The 23,048-nt window shown below is 43.0% G+C and carries 15 protein-coding genes; 2 read left to right on the plus strand and 13 right to left on the minus strand.

Annotated elements, in window-relative coordinates; genetic code table 11:
* Nucleotides 1-60: 60 nt before the first annotated feature.
* A complete protein-coding gene (pta, locus tag EYR97_RS18080; protein ID WP_131095168.1) occupies nucleotides 61-2,205 on the minus strand; it encodes a phosphate acetyltransferase in 2,145 nt (714 codons plus the stop codon).
* A gap of 45 nt (nucleotides 2,206-2,250) precedes the next feature.
* On the minus strand, nucleotides 2,251-3,432 hold the full coding sequence (locus EYR97_RS18085) for an acetate kinase (RefSeq protein ID WP_131095169.1): 1,182 nt from the start codon (nucleotides 3,430-3,432) through the stop codon (nucleotides 2,251-2,253).
* Nucleotides 3,433-3,783: 351 nt separating this feature from the next.
* Between EYR97_RS18085 and EYR97_RS18090 the strand changes: the two genes are divergently transcribed.
* A complete protein-coding gene (locus EYR97_RS18090; RefSeq protein WP_131095170.1) occupies nucleotides 3,784-4,233 on the plus strand; it encodes an Hsp20 family protein in 450 nt (149 codons plus the stop codon).
* A gap of 63 nt (nucleotides 4,234-4,296) precedes the next feature.
* On the opposite strand, the gene EYR97_RS18095 is transcribed toward EYR97_RS18090, so the two are convergent.
* The 7 genes from EYR97_RS18095 to dapB form a co-directional block, all read right to left on the minus strand.
* A complete protein-coding gene (locus tag EYR97_RS18095; protein ID WP_207308070.1) occupies nucleotides 4,297-5,718 on the minus strand; it encodes a cytochrome-c peroxidase in 1,422 nt (473 codons plus the stop codon).
* A 279-nt stretch (nucleotides 5,719-5,997) separates the two neighbouring features.
* Complete coding sequence (locus EYR97_RS18100) at nucleotides 5,998-6,537, minus strand: NUDIX hydrolase (protein ID WP_131095171.1); 540 nt, start codon at nucleotides 6,535-6,537, stop codon at nucleotides 5,998-6,000.
* 113 nt (nucleotides 6,538-6,650) lie between these two features.
* A complete protein-coding gene (locus EYR97_RS18105) occupies nucleotides 6,651-8,636 on the minus strand; it encodes a methyl-accepting chemotaxis protein (RefSeq protein WP_131095172.1) in 1,986 nt (661 codons plus the stop codon).
* A 357-nt stretch (nucleotides 8,637-8,993) separates the two neighbouring features.
* Complete coding sequence (gene greA, locus EYR97_RS18110; RefSeq protein ID WP_131095173.1) at nucleotides 8,994-9,470, minus strand: transcription elongation factor GreA; 477 nt, start codon at nucleotides 9,468-9,470, stop codon at nucleotides 8,994-8,996.
* 118 nt (nucleotides 9,471-9,588) lie between these two features.
* Nucleotides 9,589-12,810, minus strand: a complete 3,222-nt coding sequence (gene carB / locus EYR97_RS18115; RefSeq protein WP_131095174.1) for a carbamoyl-phosphate synthase large subunit — start codon at nucleotides 12,808-12,810, stop codon at nucleotides 9,589-9,591.
* A gap of 13 nt (nucleotides 12,811-12,823) precedes the next feature.
* Nucleotides 12,824-13,954, minus strand: a complete 1,131-nt coding sequence (gene carA / locus EYR97_RS18120; protein ID WP_131095175.1) for a glutamine-hydrolyzing carbamoyl-phosphate synthase small subunit — start codon at nucleotides 13,952-13,954, stop codon at nucleotides 12,824-12,826.
* 354 nt (nucleotides 13,955-14,308) lie between these two features.
* Nucleotides 14,309-15,112, minus strand: coding sequence for a 4-hydroxy-tetrahydrodipicolinate reductase (gene dapB / locus EYR97_RS18125; RefSeq protein ID WP_131095176.1), 804 nt, complete (start codon nucleotides 15,110-15,112; stop codon nucleotides 14,309-14,311).
* 251 nt (nucleotides 15,113-15,363) lie between these two features.
* Between dapB and EYR97_RS18130 the strand changes: the two genes are divergently transcribed.
* On the plus strand, nucleotides 15,364-16,050 hold the full coding sequence (locus EYR97_RS18130; protein WP_131095177.1) for a cytochrome b/b6 domain-containing protein: 687 nt from the start codon (nucleotides 15,364-15,366) through the stop codon (nucleotides 16,048-16,050).
* Between the two features lie 90 nt (nucleotides 16,051-16,140).
* Here EYR97_RS18130 and EYR97_RS18135 read toward each other — a convergent pair whose 3' ends face one another.
* The 4 genes from EYR97_RS18135 to dnaJ all read right to left on the minus strand — a co-directional run bounded on the left by EYR97_RS18135 (nucleotide 16,141) and on the right by dnaJ (nucleotide 22,979).
* Nucleotides 16,141-18,048 carry a propionyl-CoA synthetase gene (locus EYR97_RS18135; protein WP_131095178.1) on the minus strand — a complete coding sequence of 636 codons (1,908 nt, stop codon included), beginning with the start codon at nucleotides 18,046-18,048 and terminating at the stop codon, nucleotides 16,141-16,143.
* A gap of 141 nt (nucleotides 18,049-18,189) precedes the next feature.
* Nucleotides 18,190-20,775, minus strand: a complete 2,586-nt coding sequence (locus tag EYR97_RS18140) for a bifunctional diguanylate cyclase/phosphodiesterase (protein ID WP_131095179.1) — start codon at nucleotides 20,773-20,775, stop codon at nucleotides 18,190-18,192.
* Between the two features lie 300 nt (nucleotides 20,776-21,075).
* A complete protein-coding gene (locus tag EYR97_RS18145; RefSeq protein ID WP_131095180.1) occupies nucleotides 21,076-21,561 on the minus strand; it encodes a cytochrome c in 486 nt (161 codons plus the stop codon).
* A gap of 284 nt (nucleotides 21,562-21,845) precedes the next feature.
* Nucleotides 21,846-22,979, minus strand: a complete 1,134-nt coding sequence (dnaJ, locus tag EYR97_RS18150) for a molecular chaperone DnaJ (protein ID WP_131095181.1) — start codon at nucleotides 22,977-22,979, stop codon at nucleotides 21,846-21,848.
* Between the last annotated feature and the right edge of the window lie 69 nt (nucleotides 22,980-23,048).

The following is a 23,048-nucleotide window of genomic DNA, read 5'->3' on the forward strand; positions in this document are numbered from 1 at the left end:
GATTGAGGTGGTTTTTTGTTACTAAACAATTATGTGGTGCTTACACTACTAGCCTAGCTCTTACGAGCCCTGCCCCGCCGCCTGAATAGCCGTTAGAGCAATAGTAAACACAATATCATCTACCAGCGCACCGCGACTTAGGTCATTCACTGGCTTTTTCATGCCCTGTAACATAGGCCCAATACAAACTAGATCAAAGCTACGTTGTACCGCTTTGTAGGTAGTGTTACCAGTGTTAAGGTCTGGAAAAACGAATACATTGGCTTTACCCGCTACTGGGCTATTTGGTGCTTTACTTCTGCCCACGCTTTCAATTGCGGCAGCATCATATTGAAGTGGGCCATCAATGAGGAGATCAGGGCGAAGTGCTTGCGCAATTTTGGTTGCTTCACGCACTTTCTCTACATCGCTGCCGGCACCCGAAGAGCCCGTGCTGTAGCTAATCATGGCAACACGAGGCTCAATACCAAACATTTGTGCAGAGGTTGCTGATTGAATAGCAATATCCGCAAGTTGTTTCGCATCTGGGTCGGGGTTGATTGCACAGTCGCCATATACCAATACTTGATCAGGTAATAACATGAAGAACACAGAAGAGACTAACGACGCATTATCTGCGGTTTTAATTAACTGTAGCGCAGGTCTTATTGTATTAGCCGTCGTATTCACTGCACCTGAAACCAAACCGTCAACATGATTTTGCTGAAGCATTATAGTTCCAAGGGTCACGTTGTCTTCAAGTAGTTCCCTTGCCACCACATCGTTAACCCCTTTGTGCCCCCGAAGGGTCACCAATGCATCGACATAGTCGTTTTTAATATCCTTAGGTGAAAGTATCTCTACACCCTCACCTAAAACGACACCTTGCTGCTCGGCAATACGACGGATTTCGGTTTCATCACCAAGTAACACAGGGCGAGCTAACCCACGATTGGCACAAATAGATGCGGCCACCACAGTACGTGGCTCGTTACCTTCCGGTAAAACAATGCGCTTGTTAACTTGTCTAGCTCGGTTAATAAGGTAATAACGAAAAGCGGATGGCGACAATTTCTTTTGACGAGACACTTTGTCAGTAAGTGAGTTAACCCAGCGAGCATCCAAACTCTCAGCTGCATGTACCATCACTTTTTCTATGCGTTGACTATCATCAACAGGCACCTCTTGGTTAAAAGCATGCAGATTCTGTGCGGTTTGCCACGTGTTGCTATTCACCAATAGAACAGGTAACCCTGTTTCCATGGCTTGGCTGCATAGTGCCATTATGCTTTCATCAGGGGTGTATCCCCCTGTTAACAGTAATGCCCCTAACTTAGTACCGTTTAAGGCAGCCAAGCAACAAGAGACAAATACATCACTGCGGTCGCCCGACATTACTAACAACGCACCCGGCTTTAGGGTATGCGTCATGTTGTGTATTTCTCTTGCGCAGAATGTCACACTGCTTAAACGTCTTACGGCCAAATCACCTTCATTCAATAAGGCAGCATTCAAGTGCTTTGCCACGTCCGTAGCACGCGGCGAGACCAAGTCAGCGCTCCAATCAATGGTGCCCAGTAAATTCAAGCCTCTTTTAAAAATAGGCAAATTGCGAAGTTCATCGGTTCGCACTTCGTCATGTTCAGGCGACTCAATGGCTCCAATATCGGCACGTAATCTACCGTGTTCATCAAAAGGCGCATTTACTTTATTGAAGATACAACCCACTACTTTTTGACTTTTATGTCCACCGTAGGTATCGACCACAATTTCAAGTCGATGATTTAAATCGGTGATTGAATCGTTACCAGGTACAGCAACAAACACAATATCAGCGTCTAATGCGCGACTTATCTCTAGATTCAACCTTTCAGCATAAGGGTGGTGTCTAGTCGTCACCAAACCTTCGATAACGGTTACCGCTTCTTGCTCACTGTTTTTCTCAAAGCGCTCGATAATTTCTTCTAGTAATTCATCCATGCTGTCATGGCTTATCATGCGTTCTACATAGCTAAGGTTAAACGGCGTAATCGGCGTTACGCTGGCGTGATGCGCGATAATAGCTGTGGAACGCTCTTCACCAGTGTCGCCCTTACGAGGTTGTGCCACCGGTTTGAAAAAATTGAGTTTAATGCCCTGCTCTTCTATAGCGCGAACAAGGCCCATGCTGACCGTTGTAAGTCCAACACTGGTACCTACTGGGATCAACATTATTTTGCGAGACATAATTACTCCTGATTTACAGATAATGTACTAGAGCTTGTTTATCAATTAAGAAAACGTGGCAGCTTCAGCGGCAATCACCCATTCCTCGTTTGTTGGCACAACAAACACTGCTGTTGAAGAATCTGAAGTCGATATTTCACCACCTTGACCAAACCGCGCATCAAGGTTTTTCTGCTCATCTAATGCAATACCGAAATGTTTGAAATACCCAATTGTTGTACTTCGAATAAGCGAAGAATTTTCTCCAATTCCCCCAGTAAACACTATGGCATCAAGACTTGGAACACAAACCATGTAGCCCGAAATGTACTTGGCCAATCGGTAACAGAAAATCTCAATCGCAAGTAACGCACCCTCATGGCCATTATTCGCAGCGTCTTCTAACGTTCTACAGTCGTTGCTCAACTCAGAAATACCAAGTAGTCCAGAGGCTTTGTTTAGCAAAGCTGCAATTTCATCTGCGGTTTTCCCTAACTGCTTTTGCAATATTGTGGGCAAGCTCGGGTCTAGATCACCGCAGCGAGTTCCCATTACAAGCCCTTCAAGGGGCGTAAAACCTAAACTGGTATCTACTGCCTTACCTTGTTCAATTGCAGAAACACTGCAGCCATTGCCAAGGTGTGCACTTATAATACTTGTTTCTTGCACTGACTTTTGAAGCAGTTTAGCCATACTGTCTAAGATAAACTTGTGGCTGGTACCATGAAATCCGTAGCGTCGAATACCGTGAGACTTGTAAAGCTCCATAGGCAATGCATACATGAATGCCTTTTGGGGCATACTTTGAAAAAATGACGTATCGAAAACAGCGACGTGTGGAAGTTCAGGATAGGCTTTTTGCGCGGTTACAATGCCTTTTAAATTGGCCATATTATGAAGTGGTGCCATTACAGCGTATTTCTCAATAGCCTCTAACACACTGTTATCGACCAATGCAGCTTGTTTAAACTTCTCTCCACCATGCACCACGCGATGGCCTATCGCGATAGGTTTTACACCAGTTTTATCAATAACTTGCTGAATAACATTTAACGCTTGTGCATGGTCAGCTTGAGCCGGTAGTTCCCTCTGTACTTTTTCCCCATTGAGCTTATACGATAAACGCGCATCGTTATTACCCAAGTTTTCTGCTAATCCAGACAGGCCCGCTTCACCGTTCTCAGCATTGATAATGGCAAACTTAACTGAAGAGCTGCCGCAATTTAAAACAATAACGTCTTTATTCATATGGCGTTTTTTTAAAATGAGGTATGGGTGTAAGAAAAATTAAATTGTAGCATTTATAAACAAGCAGGTTGGTTAACGTTATGCTAATTCTTTTACAAAAATTTTGCACAGTGCTGTTCCAAAAACTATTCAACGCTTAAAAGCAAAAAACCAACAAAAAATAGAACCATAAATATCAATTACTTAAAACAAAATAAGTGATTACTAGAAATTTTTTACTTTTTTACTTGAAAAGAATTTGCCCGTTCCCATATTTATTTTGTCGGCGCTGAAAGGTCAGGTCGACAAAACCGCCGCCGAATTATCGGGGCATTTAAATTTAACATATTGCTTTATTTTAAGGATATGACTATGCGTACTATCGATCTATCTCCACTTTACCGTTCATTCATTGGTTCAGACCACTTGGCTTCATTAGTCGACGCCGCTTCTCGCGCTGAAAAACAAAGTACTTACCCTCCATACAATATCGAGCTATTAGGTGATGATAAGTACAGAGTTACTATGGCGATTGCAGGGTTTAGTAAAGATGACGTGTCTATTCAAGTTGAAGACAACACGCTTACCATTACCGGCACAAGAAAGACTGAAGACAAAGAAAACCAAGAGCGTAAGTTCCTTCACAAAGGTATCTCCGAACGTAACTTCGAACGCAAGTTTCAACTAGGTGACCATGTAAAAGTATTGGCAGCTGATATGGAAAATGGGTTATTGCATATCGATATGGAGCGAGTCATTCCTGAAGCCAAGAAACCTCGTCAAATTGAAATCGGTTCTCGCTTGATAGAGAACGAAAAATAAATAGTAAATGTTTCTTGGAATGTTTCCCAACTTTTGCGGCGCCTAACGGCGCCGCTTTTTTAGTTAGTCTGCACAGTTCAAGTCAAGTTTAGACTGCTCATCTGCTACAGGGAAACACGCGCCAGTTGGTGTGGCTGTTGGTACGTATCTGTGTAAGTCAGCGTCATATAGACCTTCTTCAATAAAAGCAACCAAATCATCAACTTCTTCATCGGTTAAACCTAACGGTACGAAACGCGTATCTAGCACATCAGCAGACAAACGTTTTTGCGATACAGCTGCATTTTTATACATTACAACCTGGCGTACACTACTAAAACTTCCGCCATGTCCAAATACATTCGTATCTTTCAAGTTATACAACTGAGGAACTTTAAATTTAAAGTCATCATCAGGGTTACCTGTAAATCCACCACGTCCTTTAGAATCATTAACTGTCACAATGCCGGTTACATGTGGGTCTGACGTATCTAAATCAGCAAAACCCAGTGCCATAAACATTTCATCGCTGCTCGCTCCAACATTTGAGCTTAGTGCTGGCCCTGCATGACAACTTACACAATTCGCTTTGCCAAAGAACAACAGCGCACCACGTTTTTCTTGATCAGTCATGGCTGCATCGTCACCTGCTAACCAACGCTGAAAAGGCGCTTCATTAGCAAGCACCGTACGCTCATACGCAGCCATCGCTAACCCAGCCTCTTCTAGGTAGTCATAACTGCCTTCTGGAAATGCGGCTTCAAACAACATTTGGTATTCAGCGTTATTTTGCAGAACAGAACCATCAAATGTATTCATTCTATGTACTTTTGTGCCCGCTACTGCTTGGGTTTCAAGACCGGCGAAGCCCCTCAAATTTTCAAATTTTGGGGTACCTTCAGGTGCTAGAACATTTTCAGCGAGCCCCGAGTTAACTTTACCCCCTTCAGCGTTACCAAATTGTCCATTCCACAACATGACTTCTTGATACGCTGTATTGAGGATGCTTGGCGACGCGAAAGGCTGAACATCAGGTTTCATGGTAGGGTCTGTACTTTGACCATCAAAATTTGGCATCAGCACACGTGCTTCACCTGCAACACCAAAACCGCTACCGCCTTCACCAATACCTTGTACAACACCAGATTTAAAGCCAGCTGCAACATGGTGACAACTTGCACATGACCACGTATTTGTCGTTGACCCATTTACTCCAGCTGTTGCCACTTGAGTTTCGTGGAATAACATCATACCAAGGGCAACTTTTTCTGCGGTGATGGGGTTGTTAGGGTCGGCAGGTATACTTTCGTAATCCGTAGGGTCAGGAAGAAGCAAGGCTTCAGTCCCCCCTTCAACAGAGTCTTCTATTTGACTAACGAGTTGCTCAGATAACGTTGGGGGTTCTACAGGGTTAACATCTTCATTGTTGGAATCGCTGTTACATCCAAGTAATGCTAGAAGCAACGCATTGAGTGTAAAAGCTTTGGTCAAGGCTTGTGGTTTCACGGTCTTATCTCTATTAAAAAACTATTAGAATTATTTTTTAGAGCGTGTTGACCTTTGCTACAAAAACGTACCGCAAAGGTCAACGCGCTCTAGTTGAAGTATAAAGTTTACGGAAGAGACGGCTCAGCACTTCCATTGCAACAGCGGCTTAGACAACGCTAACGCTTCATACATTAACTTTTTTTAACTTAACGTTAAGTGTAAAGTGTAGCGTAAGTAAAAGAGGTTCACCAGTTCCTTGTGTTTAAATTTCATTCAACACGTTTACCACTGAGTATACTAAATAATACCTTTTAGCGTAGCGAGTCCAAACGCATTACAGGTTGCGGCATCTTTAATAACGCCATCTAGTATCATCTGGCGAAGTGTGGTTAAGGACATAGGAACAATTCGAAGATCTTCTTCTTCCACATCCAGTTTTTGCTCGCCTTGGGTGAGCCCTTTAGCAACGTAAATATGATAACCTTGGTTGCAAAAGCCATAAGCAAGATATTGAAAACCTACGTAAATCATTTCGTTGGCGGTTAGCCCAGTTTCTTCTTTTAGTTCGCCTGCCGCCAATACTGCTGGATCTGCATCAGGGTTGGTTTCCCATGCGCCTTGTGGAAACTCTAATTGCCGTTCTTTAATGGTGTAGCGATATTGCTCAACCATATAAACCGTGTCATTTTGAATAGGTAAAATAATCGCGAAATCTGGCTTTTCTACAACGCCATATATTCCTTCAGCGCCGCTTTTCCTTTTAATCTTATCTTCTCTAACTGTCAGCCACTTGTTTTGATAAACCACTTTTGAATCAAGAGTTTTAATATCTGCCATAAACATTAGTCCATTAAATTAGTACCTGCGCACCATTAGAGCATGCTCACCTAAACGTTACACTCTTTTCTTTAATCTCAAATCTTATGTAGATTTTTTATGGTGAGCGGCGCTTAATCAGCCTTAAACCCGTCAATTGTTCTTTGCAACACTTCATTATTAAGCTTCATTTCACCTGACAATGTTGAAAGCTTCTGTGCAATAGACACCTCATGTTTGGCGGCATCTTCCACTGTTGTTAACTCTTTTGATATCGTTTCCGTTGTTACTGATTGCTGCTCTGCTGCGGAAGACATGTTATTCGCCATATCCTCTACACGACTCGCCGCTTCTTTTACTTTCTGTGCCGTTTCTCGTCCCTCAACAGTGCTTTCCATTGAGTTTGTAATTGATTCAACATTTTTATTGATATCATTAACCACTACAACGCTTGCATCCCGTAAACTTGCTAACAAGCTGGATATTTTATCCGAAGATTCACGGCTACTTTGTGCCAGCTTGCGCACTTCATCAGCAACTACCGCAAACCCTCTGCCATGTTCACCGGCACGTGCCGCTTCAATTGCCGCGTTTAGTGCCAACAAATTAGTTTGGTCAGACAGTGTATTGATGGTCTCCAAAATTGAACCAATTTCGGTGACCTTTGCTTCCATGTCAGCGGCATTTTTTTGTACACCTTTAATATCAACTGACAGCACTTCCATTCGATTACGTATTTTTTCGTTAGCTTGAAGTGCAAAGTTTGCCAATTCGTCTAATTGCTTACTTGCACTTAACGTATCTAAGCTTGAACGTGCAATCTCTCGACTAGTCGCGGCCATTTCTTCAACAGAAGAAGCCATATTAGTGGTTAGCTGCTGGGTATTCCCCGCATCTTTTAACATTTGAGAGCTTGATACTTCCAATTGCCCTGACAAACGTGAACTTGCTGCAATCGACTCACCAAGTCCTCTTACTAAATCTCTTAGTGCCAATATCGTTGTATTTACCGAGCGTGAAATTTCACCTAACTCGTTTCTTTCGCTCATCGACACATCAATGGTCAAATCACCTTGCTCAGCAATTTTGTCCAAATTAGCAACAAGCAATCCAAGCTGTTTGGTTATTACCGTAATCAGCGCTTTGTAAATCAAGCCGATAAAAACAGCCATAAACAACATAACGGAAATGATCACCACTAACGATTGATAGGTATCTTGAACCCTTTCATCTGTATTAACTTTTACATTATCGACAATATTGCCAAGAATGCCCGCCACCTGACCAATTTGCTCTGTGGCCATTGCAAACCATTCACTACTTGAGGGTAAAGTAGTGAAGTCAGGCGAATCTGAAACTGCTTTTTCTGCAATATCTTCCACATTCTTAAAACTCGTTTGTTGGGAAATAGCCTGGTATTCGCTAAGAAGATGACCACTTAAACTCAATAAGAGTCTTTGTGAAAGATAACTTAATTCAAGGCTATAGCTGCTCACTTCATCACGTAAACTATTATTAATTTCTCTTTTAGAAAATACTGCGTTTAGTTTGCCCCTCCGCTTTCCTAAGCTCTCTTTCATTTGCGCAAGCAGTAATGCTTGGCTCAGCATGCGTGTAGCTTCATTTTCAGAAAGCAACAACACAAACGCATTTGCTGCATCTAGTGCGCGTTTATTCAGCGTACTGTAAAAAGTGAATGCTTTAGCACCTTGCAGATTGTCCACGTCTGAGCGTAGACGTGCCTTATTTTTCTCCCAAGACAAAAGGGGTTGTAAGATATCTTGAATCGGCACTTGCTTCGGCCACTCCTGTGTCATAAGTGCTTTTAAGCTTTTTATTGATTCATCTGCTTTTACTCGTTGCTCTGTGACCTTTTGATGGGCATTCGGTGATGGATTCGCTAGGAAACCCGCAGTTAGCCCTCTCTCTACCGCATGATGATGGGCTACCCGTTCTACATGGGCAGTTAATGTAACAAGTTCCTTGTCTAAGTCTGCTTTATTCATGTAAGCAATGGAATTGCTGATGTCTTTGTAAGCAAGAAACGCTATTGAAAGGAATAGTGCCCCAGTCCCAACCAAGGTGAGCTGTGCAACGGTAAATCTCTCTACTATTTTCATACCATATACTTCCCTTTATATAATGACATTGAAAGGTTTGTCGCAAGAATCACAGCAACGCTAATTTTAGTGCCAAAAATGGCGAATCCCCCTTAACAAAGAGGGAAGGTTTAGCGCTACCAAAATTTTATTTTATAAGACTGAAAATCTATGCGGGCTGTGCTCGTGTCAAAAAGTACGAAAGACATTCGGCCGTTGAATCAATTTTCACAGAGTCCAACATTTAGTATAGGCGGTTTACAAGAAAGTACAGAAAGTAAAGAAAGTTATGCTTAATTAGAGCAGATACAAAAAACGCCAGTAACTAAAAGTTAATGGCGTTCAATAAAAATAAGAACTTCTGTTGAGTTGTACTGATTAGATATACTCTACTTCAACAATTTCAACTTCAACAGCACCTGCGGGTGTTTGAATGGTTACCGCGTCGTCTAGCTCTTTACCAATTAACCCGCGCGCAATAGGTGAATTAACCGAAATAAGGTTGTTCTTAATATCAGCTTCATCATCACCAACAATGCGATAGGTGGTTTCTTCGTTGGTATCGACATTTAAAATGGTAACCGTTGTGCCAAAAATCACCTTGCCGGTGTTCTCCATTTTAGTTACGTCGATGATTTGCGCGTTTGAAAGTTTACCTTCAATATCTTGAATTCGCCCTTCACAAAAACTTTGCTGCTCTCGAGCAGCATGGTACTCAGCGTTTTCTTTCAAATCGCCGTGCTCACGCGCTTCCGCTATTGCTTCAATAATACGTGGGCGTGTTTTGGTTTTAAGCTCGTTTAGTTCGTCGCGCAGCATTTGAGCGCCATGCGCTGTCATTGGATACTGACTCATGAATACAGTCTCGCCTAGCTAGTAATTTAAAACAGAAAAGTGCGCCTCAAAGGCGCACTTTTTATTCGTTCACACAAATGTAATATTGCTAGGATACCTCGTATCTTAGCTTATGTCATTAGTGTTTAAGTCTGGCATGCAGTTCTTGAACGGAAGTCACTTTATTACGATCATCTGCTGATTTCGCGCGGATTGTCGCAAACGCGGCATTCATCGTTGTCGTGTAAGTAACTTTGTTCACCAACGCTTCGCGGCGAATATAGACAGAATCAGTGATCGCTTGACGCCCTTCTGTTGTGTTGATCAAATAAGCATATTCACCATTTTTGATAGCATCAACAATATTTGGACGACCTTCAGATAACTTGTTCACCACAGTGCTCATGATACCTGCGTCGTAAAGTGTTGTGGCTGTACCACGGGTTGCTTCAATACTGAAGCCCGCTTCAACCAAAGCCTTCGCCAATTCGATAATTTTAGGCTTATCGGTTTCACGTACAGAAATAAGCGCTTTACCTTGCTTCGGCAATGGCGCACCAGCACCTAAGTTTGCTTTCGCATATGCTTCCTCAAACGTGTCACCGACACCCATAACTTCACCAGTAGAGCGCATTTCTGGGCCTAGTAATGGGTCCACACCTTGGAATTTAGCAAATGGAAGTACCACTTCTTTCACCGAGTAGAATGGAGGAATAACTTCTTCTGTCACACCTTGTTCTACTAAGCTTACTCCCGCCATTGCACGCGCTGCTACTTTCGCAAGCGGAACACCTGTTGCTTTAGATACAAACGGCACAGTACGCGCTGCACGAGGGTTAACCTCGATTAAGTATACTTCACCATCTTTAATTGCAAACTGGGTATTCATCAAGCCAACAACACCTAGTTCAAGTGCCATTGCGCGTACTTGTTCACGCATGGTGTCTTGAATGTCTTTTGACAATGAATGTGGCGGTAGTGAACACGCTGAGTCACCCGAGTGAACGCCCGCTTGCTCAATGTGCTCCATAATGCCACCGATAACCACGTCTTTGCCGTCGCAAATAGCGTCAATATCAACTTCAATCGCATCGTCTAAGAAACGGTCTAGCAGTACTGGGGCGTCATTAGACACTTTAACCGCTTCGTTCAAATAACGCTTAAGGTCTTTGATGTCGTACACGATTTCCATTGCGCGGCCACCAAGTACATAACTTGGGCGTACAACAAGTGGGAAGCCAATTTCTTCGGCCATAGTTAACGCTTGTTCAACGTTAGTTACCGTCGCGTTAGCTGGCTGCTTAAGGTTAAGCTTGTTCACCATTTGCTGGAAACGCTCACGGTCTTCAGCGCGGTCGATAGCTTCAGGTGATGTACCCATAATAGGCACACCAGCCGCTTCAAGAGCTCGGGCAAGTTTAAGTGGTGTTTGACCACCGTACTGCACAATTACGCCTTTTGGCTTTTCTTTTTCAACAATCTCAAGTACGTCTTCCAGTGTTACTGGTTCGAAGTACAAACGATCAGACGTGTCGTAGTCGGTAGAAACAGTTTCAGGGTTACAGTTAACCATGATGGTTTCATAACCGTCTTCACGCATTGAAAGGGCCGCATGTACGCAGCAGTAATCGAACTCGATACCTTGACCAATTCGGTTTGGACCACCGCCCAACACCATAATTTTATCGTTATCTGTAGGCGCAGCTTCACACTCTTCATCATACGTCGAGTACATGTAGGCCGTGCTTGTTGAGAACTCTGCCGCGCATGTATCTACACGCTTATAAACCGGTGAAATACCAAAACCACGACGGGTTTCGCGTACATCGCTTTCAGCAACTTTTGTTAACTCAGCTAAACGTGCGTCAGAGAAACCTTTGCGCTTAAGGGCACGCATGAAGTCAGCGTCGATACCAGGTAAGCCAAGTTCTTCAACTTTTGCTTCAAGAAGAATAAGGTCTTCTAACTGAACTAGGTACCAGCGGTCGATGTTTGTAAGGTTGAACACTTCATCAACGGTCATCCCCATACGGAACGCATCACCAATGTACCAAATACGCTCAGCACCTGGCTGACGAAGTTCGTAAACCACCTTATTGCGTGATTCGGCATCATCAAGGTCAACCATTGGGTTCAAACCAGTGGCACCAACTTCAAGGCCACGAAGCGCTTTTTGAAGTGATTCCTGCTGGTTACGACCAATCGCCATAACCTCGCCCACAGACTTCATTTGCGTAGTTAGTCGGTCGTTAGCACCGGCAAACTTTTCAAAGTTAAAGCGAGGGATCTTAGTGACAACGTAATCGATTGATGGCTCGAACGATGCTGGTGTTAAACCACCTGTGATGTCGTTAGCTAGTTCATCGAGGGTATATCCAATGGCAAGCTTTGCAGCGACTTTCGCAATCGGGAAGCCCGTTGCTTTAGAAGCCAGCGCAGATGAACGCGATACACGAGGGTTCATTTCAATAATTACCATGCGACCTGTTTTAGGGTCGACACCGAATTGAACGTTTGAACCACCTGTTTCAACACCAATTTCACGCAATACAGCCATGGCAGCATTACGCATTATTTGGAATTCTTTGTCGGTCAGCGTTTGTGCTGGTGCAACAGTAATTGAGTCACCGGTATGCACACCCATTGGGTCGAAGTTTTCAATAGTACAAACGATAATGCAGTTATCTGCTCTGTCTCGTACTACTTCCATTTCGTATTCTTTCCAACCTAACAACGATTCGTCAATCAGCAATTCGTTTGTAGGAGAAAGATCTAAACCGCGAGTACAAATCTCATTGAACTCATCGATATTATACGCAATACCACCACCGGTTCCGCCCATTGTGAACGAAGGACGAATAATACATGGAAAACCAATTCGGCTTAGCACATCGTGCGCTTCATCCATGCTGTGTGCGATTTCTGCACGAGGACACTCTAGACCGATATTACGCATTGCCTTATCGAAGCGTTCGCGGTTTTCCGCTTTATCAATGGCATCTGCCGTTGCACCGATAAGCTCACAACCGAACTCTTCTAATACACCATGTTTATCTAGGTCAAGAGCACAGTTAAGTGCGGTTTGACCACCCATGGTAGGAAGAATGGCATCTGGACGTTCTTTTTCGATAATTTTGCGTACTACTTCCCAATGAATTGGCTCGATGTAGGTTGCATCTGCCATTTCTGGGTCGGTCATGATGGTCGCTGGGTTAGAGTTCACCAAAATAACACGGTAGCCTTCTTCGCGAAGGGCTTTACACGCTTGGGCGCCTGAATAGTCAAATTCACAAGCCTGGCCGATAACAATAGGGCCAGCACCAATGATAAGAATACTTTTTATGTCGGTACGTTTTGGCATAGCGGGCTAATTCCTACTGCTTGTGTTGTTCAATAAGTTCAATGAAGTGGTCGAATAACGGTGCCGCTTCATGTGGACCTGGACTTGCTTCTGGGTGACCTTGGAAGCTAAACGCAGGCTTGTCGGTGCGATGAATACCTTGCAACGACTTGTCGAACAACGAAATGTGAGTTACTTCTAGGTTATCTGGCAAGCTAGACTCATCTACCGCAAAACCGTGGTTTTGGCTGGTGATCATAACTACATTACGCTTAAGGTCTTTAACTGGGTGGTTTGCACCGTGATGACCAAATTTCATCTTCACTGTCTTCGCACCACTTGCAAGAGCAAGTAACTGGTGACCAAGACAAATACCGAATACGGGAATACCAGTTTCAACGATGGTTTTGATAGCAGTGATTGCATAATCACATGGTTCAGGATCACCTGGACCGTTTGATAAGAACACGCCATCAGGGTTCATACCCAATACATCTTCAGCAGGCGTTTGTGCAGGCACTAAGGTTACCTTGCAACCACGGTCTGCTAGCATGCGAAGAATGTTATTTTTCACGCCGAAATCATAGGCAACAACGTGATGTTTTGTTTCACTTGGCGTTACGTAGCCCTTGCCAAGTTCCCAACTGCCTTCTGTCCATGTTTTTGGTTCAGTAATGCTAACTACTTTTGCCAAATCCATGCCTTTAAGGCCAGGGAATGCTTTTGCTTGCGCCAGCGCGCTAGACTCGTCTAATTCATCAGAGCAAATAATGCAGCCATTTTGTGCACCTTTGTCTCGCAAGATACGCGTTAAACGACGTGTATCAATGTCAGCAATACCCACAACACCTTTCGCTTTTAGGTATTCAGACAAAGTTTGCTGTTGACGAAAGTTACTAGCAACTAATGGAAGGTCACGAATAATGAGACCCTTCGACCAGATTTTATCTGCTTCGACGTCTTCTTCGTTAGTACCGGTGTTGCCAATGTGTGGATAAGTAAGGGTGATGAGTTGTTCAGCGTAGGATGGATCGGTGAGAATTTCTTGATAGCCAGTCATGGAAGTATTAAAAACGACTTCCCCGACGGCGGAGCCTGTAGCGCCTATCGCCGTACCTTTAAAAACAGAACCATCCTCTAACACCAAAAGGGCAGAATTAGCCAAGTCAACCTCCAGATTAAGGATAACTATGTGTTTGTGCATTTTTCCGCACAAACCCCACAAAAAACGGGAGGTAGTGATAACATTACATCCCGTTTTACGATCTTTGCAGCTAATAAAACCGCACTCTTCAGCGGAATTAACAGCTTTAGAATACGAAATTCTGGCAAATTCCGGCGAGTATACATCACTCTGTAAAAATGGCAAATTTATTTGCAATAAATTACTAAAATAACGCTTATAACACCTTTTTTGCTCAGAACCACTGAAAGTACAGCTTATTGCTCAAATTAAGTGCAACTTTGGTTTAACACTTTAATAACGTGTAAGAGATTGCACTAAAACCCTCACTATTATCTACAGCTTTAAATTGAGTACATCCACCATGGAGTATAGACCAGGTTCCTTACCATACAACCATTGTGCAGCATGAACAGCCCCTTTCGCAAAAGTTAAACGACTAGATGCTTTATGTGTAATCTCTAAACGCTCGCCAATGTCTGCAAACAGCGCGGTATGCTCGCCAACTATATCTCCTGCGCGAATAGTCGCAAAACCAATAGTACCCTGGTCGCGTTCTGGTTCTTTCCCTTCCCGACCGTAAACGGCGCAGGTTTTAAGATCTCTACCAAGTTCATCAGCAATAGCTTCACCGATAGCCATAGCAGTGCCCGATGGCGCATCTTGTTTGAATCTGTGATGTGCTTCGGTAATTTCTATGTCTGCAGTATTTCCTAAAACACTTGCCGCTTGACGAACTAGCGACAGCATAAGGTTTACACCCACACTATAATTGGCCGCAAATACGATAGGGATATGCTTTGCAGCTTCATTTAAAGCGCTAAGTTGTGCGTCATTCAACCCAGTTGTACCAATGACTACGGGCATGTTGTTTTTTACACACCATGCAAGGTTACTTTCAATCACTGAGGGCAATGTAAAATCTATCATCACATCCGCATCTTCTGCAGAAAGCGATGATAGCGCTGAACATGCAATTTCCTTCTTACCGATACCAGCAAGTTCGCCTACATTCATACCAACCCATGGAGAGTCATCTCGCACGGTTGCCACACTAAGTTCAGCATTATCACTTAAATCAAGCGCTTCAACTAATACTCTTCCCATACGCCCATTGGCGCCAAACAAACCTACTTTCATCGCACTGCTGCACTTTATTAACCGTTAACTTGCTGGCATTTTGCCAAATGCAGATACTAATGCAACGTGATTATTGGAATTAGTCAGTTAAAACCGAACTAAATACGATCAGTCCCCCTTTTTAAACGAGGAGCTGATCCGATTGCCAGTTTACTAATTGCCAAGAATATTCCACTCTAAGCGTTGTAGATCTTAACTTGTAACATTCACCAAGCCAGAAACTTTCACCTACTCAATGTGTATTATAAATCATGAATAAAACGCTTATCTGGGATTTGCCCACACGCTTGTTTCATTGGTTACTTGTAGCCAGTATTTTTGCTCAATACGCCACTGCAGAATGGTTAGATGACGCTGTTCAATGGCATTTCTATATCGGGTACTTCACATTATTTCTTATCGTATTTAGAGTGCTTTGGGGGGTTGTTGGAACTGAGCACGCAAAATTTTCTAATTTTGTTAAGGGACCAAAAGCAGTTGTCACCTATATAAGTACGCTTTTCGATAAACATTCAACATCGTCGGTTGGACACAACCCGTTGGGAGGCTGGTTTGTGGTTGTAATGCTAATTCTTGTTGGTGTGCAAGGAATATCCGGTCTATTTATGACCGATGATATATTTCTCGACGGCCCGTATAGAAGCATGGCGGACGAATCAACCATTGAGTTAATGAGTTCACTGCATCACCTCGCCTTCGATGCACTTCTTTATGTGATTGGTTTGCACATACTTGCCATTGTTTTCTATGCCGTTTATAAAAAGCAAAAGCTTGTACCTGCAATGGTTCATGGAAAAAAAGAAACATCGTCGCCAAGTATCGGCCATTCTAGAATTCGATTAGCAATAATTGTTGCAATAGTAGCAGCGGCACTGGTGTATGTGGCAATAGAGGTATATCCACCGTCTTCGGATGTTGGCGAGTATTACTATTACTAACCAGTATTATTACTAGCGAGTTACTCCTTTGATGAGTTGCTCTTTTGCTTTCACAAAAGAGCAACGCTATTGATTATGTTGTTTAGTAAATTACACGTTCGAAGCGTTGTCAGACACCAAACCTTTTTCACGCATTAGCGTAGTGATCTCAGACACACTGGCCGGGTCGTCTATGGTTGAGGGTACTGATACATCCTCATTGGCAGCAATTTGTCGGAGTAATTTTCTTAAAATTTTACCTGAACGAGTTTTTGGTAAGCGATTGACGACAATGGCCCGCTTAAAACACGCCACAGGCCCAATCGTTTCTCTAACCCGACTTATTAGCTCTTTTTCAAGTTCACTTTCTTCTATTGAGACGCCATCCTTAAGCAATACGAGTCCTACAGGCATCTGCCCTTTCAGTGGGTCGTGAATGCCAATAACACTGCATTCAGCGATAGCAGGGTGCGCAGCTAGCACCTCCTCCATTTCGCCCGTTGATAGTCTGTGCCCGGCCACGTTGATAACATCATCAGTTCGTCCCATGATGAAAACAAAACCATCATCATCAATATAACCGTTATCGCCAGTGCTGTAATAGCCTTCGAACTCTCTCAAATAGCCGTCAACAAAACGCTCATGATCTTGCCAAATTGTCATTAAGCACCCAGGGGGCAAAGGAAGCTGTATTGCTATTGCGCCTTTTTGCCCTTTTACCTGCTCTTCTCCACCGCTTTGTAATACCTTCACATTAAACCCTGGCGTTGGCACACTTGATGAGCCGGGCTTTGTTTTCATCGGCTCAATCCCCATTGGATTAGAACAAATAGGCCAACCTGTCTCGGTTTGCCACCAATGGTCGATAACCGGCACACCCACTTTTTCGCTGGCCCAATAGTACGTTGGTGGATCTAAGCGTTCTCCAGCCATAAAGAGCGTTCGTAAACTGGAAATATCATACTGCTCAATAAATGCGGCTTCGGGATCTTCCTTTCGTATTGCTCTAAAAGCAGTAGGTGCAGCGAACAACACATTTATTTTATGCGTTTCAACCATACGCCAAAACGCACCTGCATCTGGAGTGCCTACGGGTTTTCCTTCATACATCACAGTAGTAGCGCCCTTAATTAAAGGGCCATATACAATGTAGGAGTGCCCTACTACCCATCCTACATCTGAGGCCGCCCAAAATACGTCGTCTTGGCTTATCCCGTAAATGGCATCCATTGAATAATGAAGAGCCACTGCATGCCCACCATTATCGCGCACAACACCTTTCGGTTTACCCGTTGTGCCTGAAGTGTACAAAACATAAAGCGGATCGGTGGCGTCAACTGGCGTAGCATCAACCGGTTGACTAGTGGACATCAAATATTGCCAGTCGTGATCATATCCCGCTTCTAATTTTGCTTCGTGTTGTGGACGCTGAAAAATAACACAGCCCGTGGGTTTATGTTCTGCCTGAGCAATTGCTTCATCAACCAACGGCTTGTATGGCAGTAACTTTTTACCCTCAATGCCACACGATGCAGTAACGATGAGTTTTGGCGTTGCATCATCAATACGTACGGCTAGCTCATTTGCTGCGAAACCACCAAATACGACAGAATGGATTGCGCCAACTCGAGCACAAGCCAACATGGCAATAGCAGCTTGTGGAATCATGGGCATGTAAATAATAACACGATCCCCTTTTCCAACTTTAAGTCGCGTAAGGGCGCCTGCAAAGGTTGCTACTTCTGAAAGCAACTCGCTATAGGACAAGTGCTGGGTAACTCCTGTAACAGGTGAATCATAAATAAGTGCAGTCTTATCGCCTCTGCCTTCTTTCACATGATGGTCTAGTGCCAAGTAACTGGTATTGAGTGATCCACCTTTAAACCACTCATAATAGCCATTATCAGACTTCGAACACGCTGCAGGCGGGTTCGTAAACCACGCTAAGTCACTAGACTTCTTCAACCAAAATGTTTCGGGCGACTCGGTAGAGTCCATATATTCATTTTTATAATTCATAAGCAATTCCGATATAGGGTTTAGTAAAACCCTACTTTAGATGGTGTTACTCTGCTTATAAGACTTAAGGCTTATAAACGCTAAAGTGTTGAATTTATGTAAAATAAATATTAAAGAATGAGCGTAAAGATGAAGGATATTTTACTGAGGGTCAGTGTTTACTGTAGCGTCTTCTGTATTTAGACGTTGTTTCCACGCTTGAACACTTAGCGGTTTATCAAGAAAGTACCCTTGAAATGCATTGCAGCCACTTTTTTGGGCATGATCAAGCTGTGTATCATTTTCAATACCTTCAGCTACCGTATTTAAACGCATTGATTTTGCCATGTCGCAAATACTGGTGATGAGCAGACGCTTTTGTTCAGAACTTTCCATTGCTGAAACAAATTGCTTATCTACTTTAAGCTCTGAAATTGGAAGATCTTGTAAATAGTTTAAGTTTGACTCCCCTATACCAAAGTCATCAATAGAGAGGTTGAATCCAAAATGGGCAAGTTCCCTTACCCTAGCTTGTATTGTACTCACCCCCTTAATAAGGGCACTTTCCGTTAGCTCCAGAGTGATGAACCTATGGTCAATTTTCCATTTATCTACAATCGCCATGAATTTGGCTACAAAATCAGCCCTTGCTAAGTGTCTTGCGCTAATGTTTAACGAAATTTTCGTATGTAAGCACTCACACAACAACTTACAAGATTCATTGCACACCCATAAATCGAGTTCAGAGATAAGTTCACTTTCTTCTGCAATGGGAATAAATTCTAAAGGGCTGATATCACCTAAAAGCGGGTGCTGCCATCTTAGTAACACTTCAGAGTTTATGATGTGCTTGTGAATATCAAATTGAGGCTGTAATTCTACGTATAGTTCGTTTCGAGCAATTGCTGAACTCAATGCATACTTCACGTAGTTATAACGCTCAATATCTTGTTGATGAAGATGGTATATTGCATTAAGAGTTATTGGCTCACGCTTACATAGAGCATAAGAAGGATACTTTTCACACAGTACTTCTTTTAGTCGTTTAAAAGATAGGTTTCTAACTGGCAATGTACAGCTAATAATTCTCGAATCCAGTTCAAGAGTACTGCTATGTACAGTAACCGCCGTCAAAACATGTTCATGTAATAACTGACACAATTCATTTACTACATTGTTAGCATCCGTTTCACAATCAAATACCGTTTTCAAATAAAGAAAAAAGCCACTTCCTTCATCTTTACAGATCAAATAATCATGCGCTTTCAACGGCTCGAAAACACGTAAAAATCGCCTTGCTAGCATACGCAGAATATAAGCTACGGTTTGTTTGCCGAACGCTTGTTCATATTCGGAAAGATTAGTAAGAGAGATATAAATACAAGCGCCAACTCCCTTTTTATGGGCATGGCTTGCACACAATTCCAAAAGGTACTGTTCGAGCAAATGGGTATTTTGTAAACCTGTTGCAATATCGGTGAATGCTATCTGCTTAAAATGTTCTAGTTCATGAGACTGTTCAGTAATATCTCTTAATGATGCGACAACTAATCTCTGTTTATCGATTGTACAAATATTCAAGCCAATTTCGCAGGTAACTCGTTTGCCGTTTTTATGTCTTATTTTTTCGATTAGCTTGTGGGACAATTTTCTAGGTTCTACCCCCTCCTTCAGCGTTTTGAAGAGCGAACTAAAGTAGATTTCTCCTGACTTTGAAAGCAATAGTGAAATATCCCTTCCCATAAGTTCTTCAGGTGTGAAACCCAAAACAGTCTCTATTTTGCTATTCACCGACAGGATAGTACCGTTGTCATCTATGCATGTAACAACGCTGTCTACGTTATCGAGTAGCGTTGCCATATATTCTGTAAAATTATGTTGAGTGTCTGAAAGGTTTTGCGCTTCAGCATTATCTTGAATAGCACCATACAACCGTTTCACTTTGCCTTTTGTATTAGCACTTTTTTCAAGCTGTAGATGTGCGGTAAGCTTTATGTTTCTCCTATACCCTTTGGCATTCATGAACTCAAAATAATGCACAAATTCGTGACTGCCTCTGAGCGCTTTAGCTATTAGCGTTTTGAGTTTTACCACATCTTCAGCGTCGAATAGCGCAATAACTTGGGAAAGTGTAAAGCGCTTTAAATGCGTAAACCCAAGCAATTCCTTTACGCCAGAAGTGACGGAAATTAGACCTGAAAAACGGTCAACTTCCCAAGCGCCCACTTTTGAAATAGTGCTCACTTCTTCTAAAAGCATAAGCTGCTCTTTAAGACGATCTGAATATGGGTGGCGAAGTAATTGATATTGAAGACTGATTTCTGCTTTTTGGCAGGTGATATCTAAGAATTGGTGCTGTAGTGCACTTAGTTGTGCAGATTTAACAAATGTGAGTACACAGGCAACAATATCGTTTTGTAAATTATGTATTCGCCCAACGACAATGTAGTTACTGCTGAACTCACTAAGCTCTGGCGGAAGAGTAAACTCATTTGCTGCTATAGGCGCACTTAATGATGTCATGGGTAACATCAAACGTACATGCGTTGGACATGTGATGACTTGGGATTCTAGGTAACGGTGCTCGCGGTCGGCCCCAATAACGGTTCCATTCCCATTAAATGGATTCATAGACACTAATAGCACACAAAGGGCATCCGCCTTCTGCTTACCACTATCGAGTACCTGCAAATAATCCTGCGACTGAATATGCATCGTCGACAAGATGTGCTCACTGCGCAAATCCATCTTAATGAGTTCCTACTAATACTTATAATTTATAGTATGTAAGAAGGCGTAACACAGCATCTGTCAGGTATGAGAACCCTCGGGTGATTGAAAAACCGAGCAATAAGAGAAAAGACACGCCGTCAACATTACAAAACATTAATCAAAAGGCGTATAAAAATCCAGCAATTTTATGTGATGTTCGTACGTTTTTTTAGCCAGCAAGGACTATTGATTTTGTTGATACAGAGGGTTTGTAGAATATAGCACTGCACAGTAAACAGATACTGGATCTACTGTGCAGCGAAGCGCTGACTTGATTTAGTCCTGTTTGTAGTCGTCATGGCATGACTTACAGCTAGCACCTATTTTGCCAATAGCACCGCGATATGCACTTTCGTCCCCTGCTTCTACCGCTGACTTTAAACCCTGTGCAGCAGTTTTTAGTGCGGCGACTTTCTTCTCAAAAGCTGGAAAGTCAGCCCAAATTTCATCTTTGGCTCCGGTATCAACATCAAACTTACGCGTATCAACTGCAAGGTAGTCTGCCATCATATCCGCTAACTGCTCGAGACGAACTGCGTTGGTTTTCATTACGCTTTCATCAAAAGGTAATGCACCTTTTGCCATGCCACCAAGCGGGCCCATGTTACTACGCACTAGTTGGAAAACAGCCTGGCGATATTGAGTGACTGCGTTCGCGTGCTTCTGGTTTGCCGCTTCGGTTACTTCTGCAGCTACCGCTGTTCCGAAAGTGAACGCTGATAACGCTACACTAGAGATGATTACTTTGTTAAACAGTTTCATGCCTGTTCCTTTGATTGTTGTCCTAAAATTAAAAAATGTACGTAGACGACAAGTATCTTCACATCGTCTGTTTTGAAAACCTGCGCTGTCTTCACTATCCTGACTAATTGTAAAAGTTAGCACAATATCAATAACGTTGAATTAGTAAAATAAAGAGGTCATTCTCAGTAAAGTAATGCCGTTATGTCTTTATAAAACGAAAAAAGCCAGAACAACCGTTTTACGTTATTCTGGCTTTTAAATTGTTATTTAAGCAAATTTTCAATTTAGCTTTACAACAAAGGCTAATTCGTTAAATCGTCAAAAAACTTCTTAACGCCATCAAAGAAGCCTTGTGCTTTCGGGCTGTGCTTACTCGACTCTTTACCCATAGAATCTTCTAGCTCTTGTAGAAGCTCTTTTTGGCGAGACGATAAATTCACAGGTGTTTCTACAACGACTTTACACATCAAGTCGCCAATTGCACCACTGCGAACAGATTTAACCCCTTTGCCGCGCAATCTAAACATACGTCCGGTTTGCGTTTCAGCACTGATCTTAAGTTTCACTTTGCCGTCTAACGTTGGCACTTCCAACTCACCGCCAAGTGCTGCCGTGGTAAAGCTTAGTGGCACTTCACAGTAAAGGTTATTGCCGTCACGTTGGAAGATGTCGTGATCGCGTACGTGTACTTGAACATACAAGTCACCTGCTGGCGCACCATTTTCACCTGCCTCACCTTCACCGGACAAACGAATACGATCGCCCGTGTCAACGCCCGCTGGTATTTTAACGTTAAGTGTTTTGGTTTTCTCTTTGCGACCATGGCCATGACAACTATTACATGGGTCTTCAATGATCTTGCCTTTGCCCGAACACGTTGGACAAGTTTGCTGTACTGCAAAGAAACCTTGGCGCATTTGCACTTGGCCATTGCCATGACACGTTGGACAAGTTTTAGGTGAAGAGCCTTTCTTCGCCCCAGAACCATCGCACACATCACATTCAACCAATGTGGGTACACGAATATCTACACTCTTACCGCGAACCGCTTCTTCAAGTGATAGCTCTAGGTTATAGCGAAGGTCTGAACCTTGACGAGCACGGGATTGGCGCCCACCACGGCCACCACCGCCAAAAATATCACCAAATACGTCTCCGAAAATGTCGCCAAAATCAGCGCCACCACCGAAACCACCGCCCCCGCGATTTGGATCTACGCCGGCATGGCCGTACTGGTCGTAAGCTGCACGTTTCTTCGAATCAGACAATATTTCATAGGCTTCCTGGATCTCTTTAAATTTATCTTCCAGTGCTTTGTCGCCTTGTGTACGGTCAGGGTGATACTTCATCGCCAGCTTTTTATACGCCTTTTTAATTTCGCGTTCGCCAGCGCCTTTATCTACCCCGAGTACTTCGTAGTAGTCACGTTTCGACATATCGTTTACTTATCCCACTTTTTGGTCGACGGAGAAAAAATGCTCCATCGAATCTACATCTGACTGTTG

The sequence above is a fragment of the Alteromonas sp. KUL42 genome (assembly GCF_006538325.1).
In the GTDB taxonomy this organism is placed as follows: Bacteria; Pseudomonadota; Gammaproteobacteria; order Enterobacterales; family Alteromonadaceae; genus Alteromonas.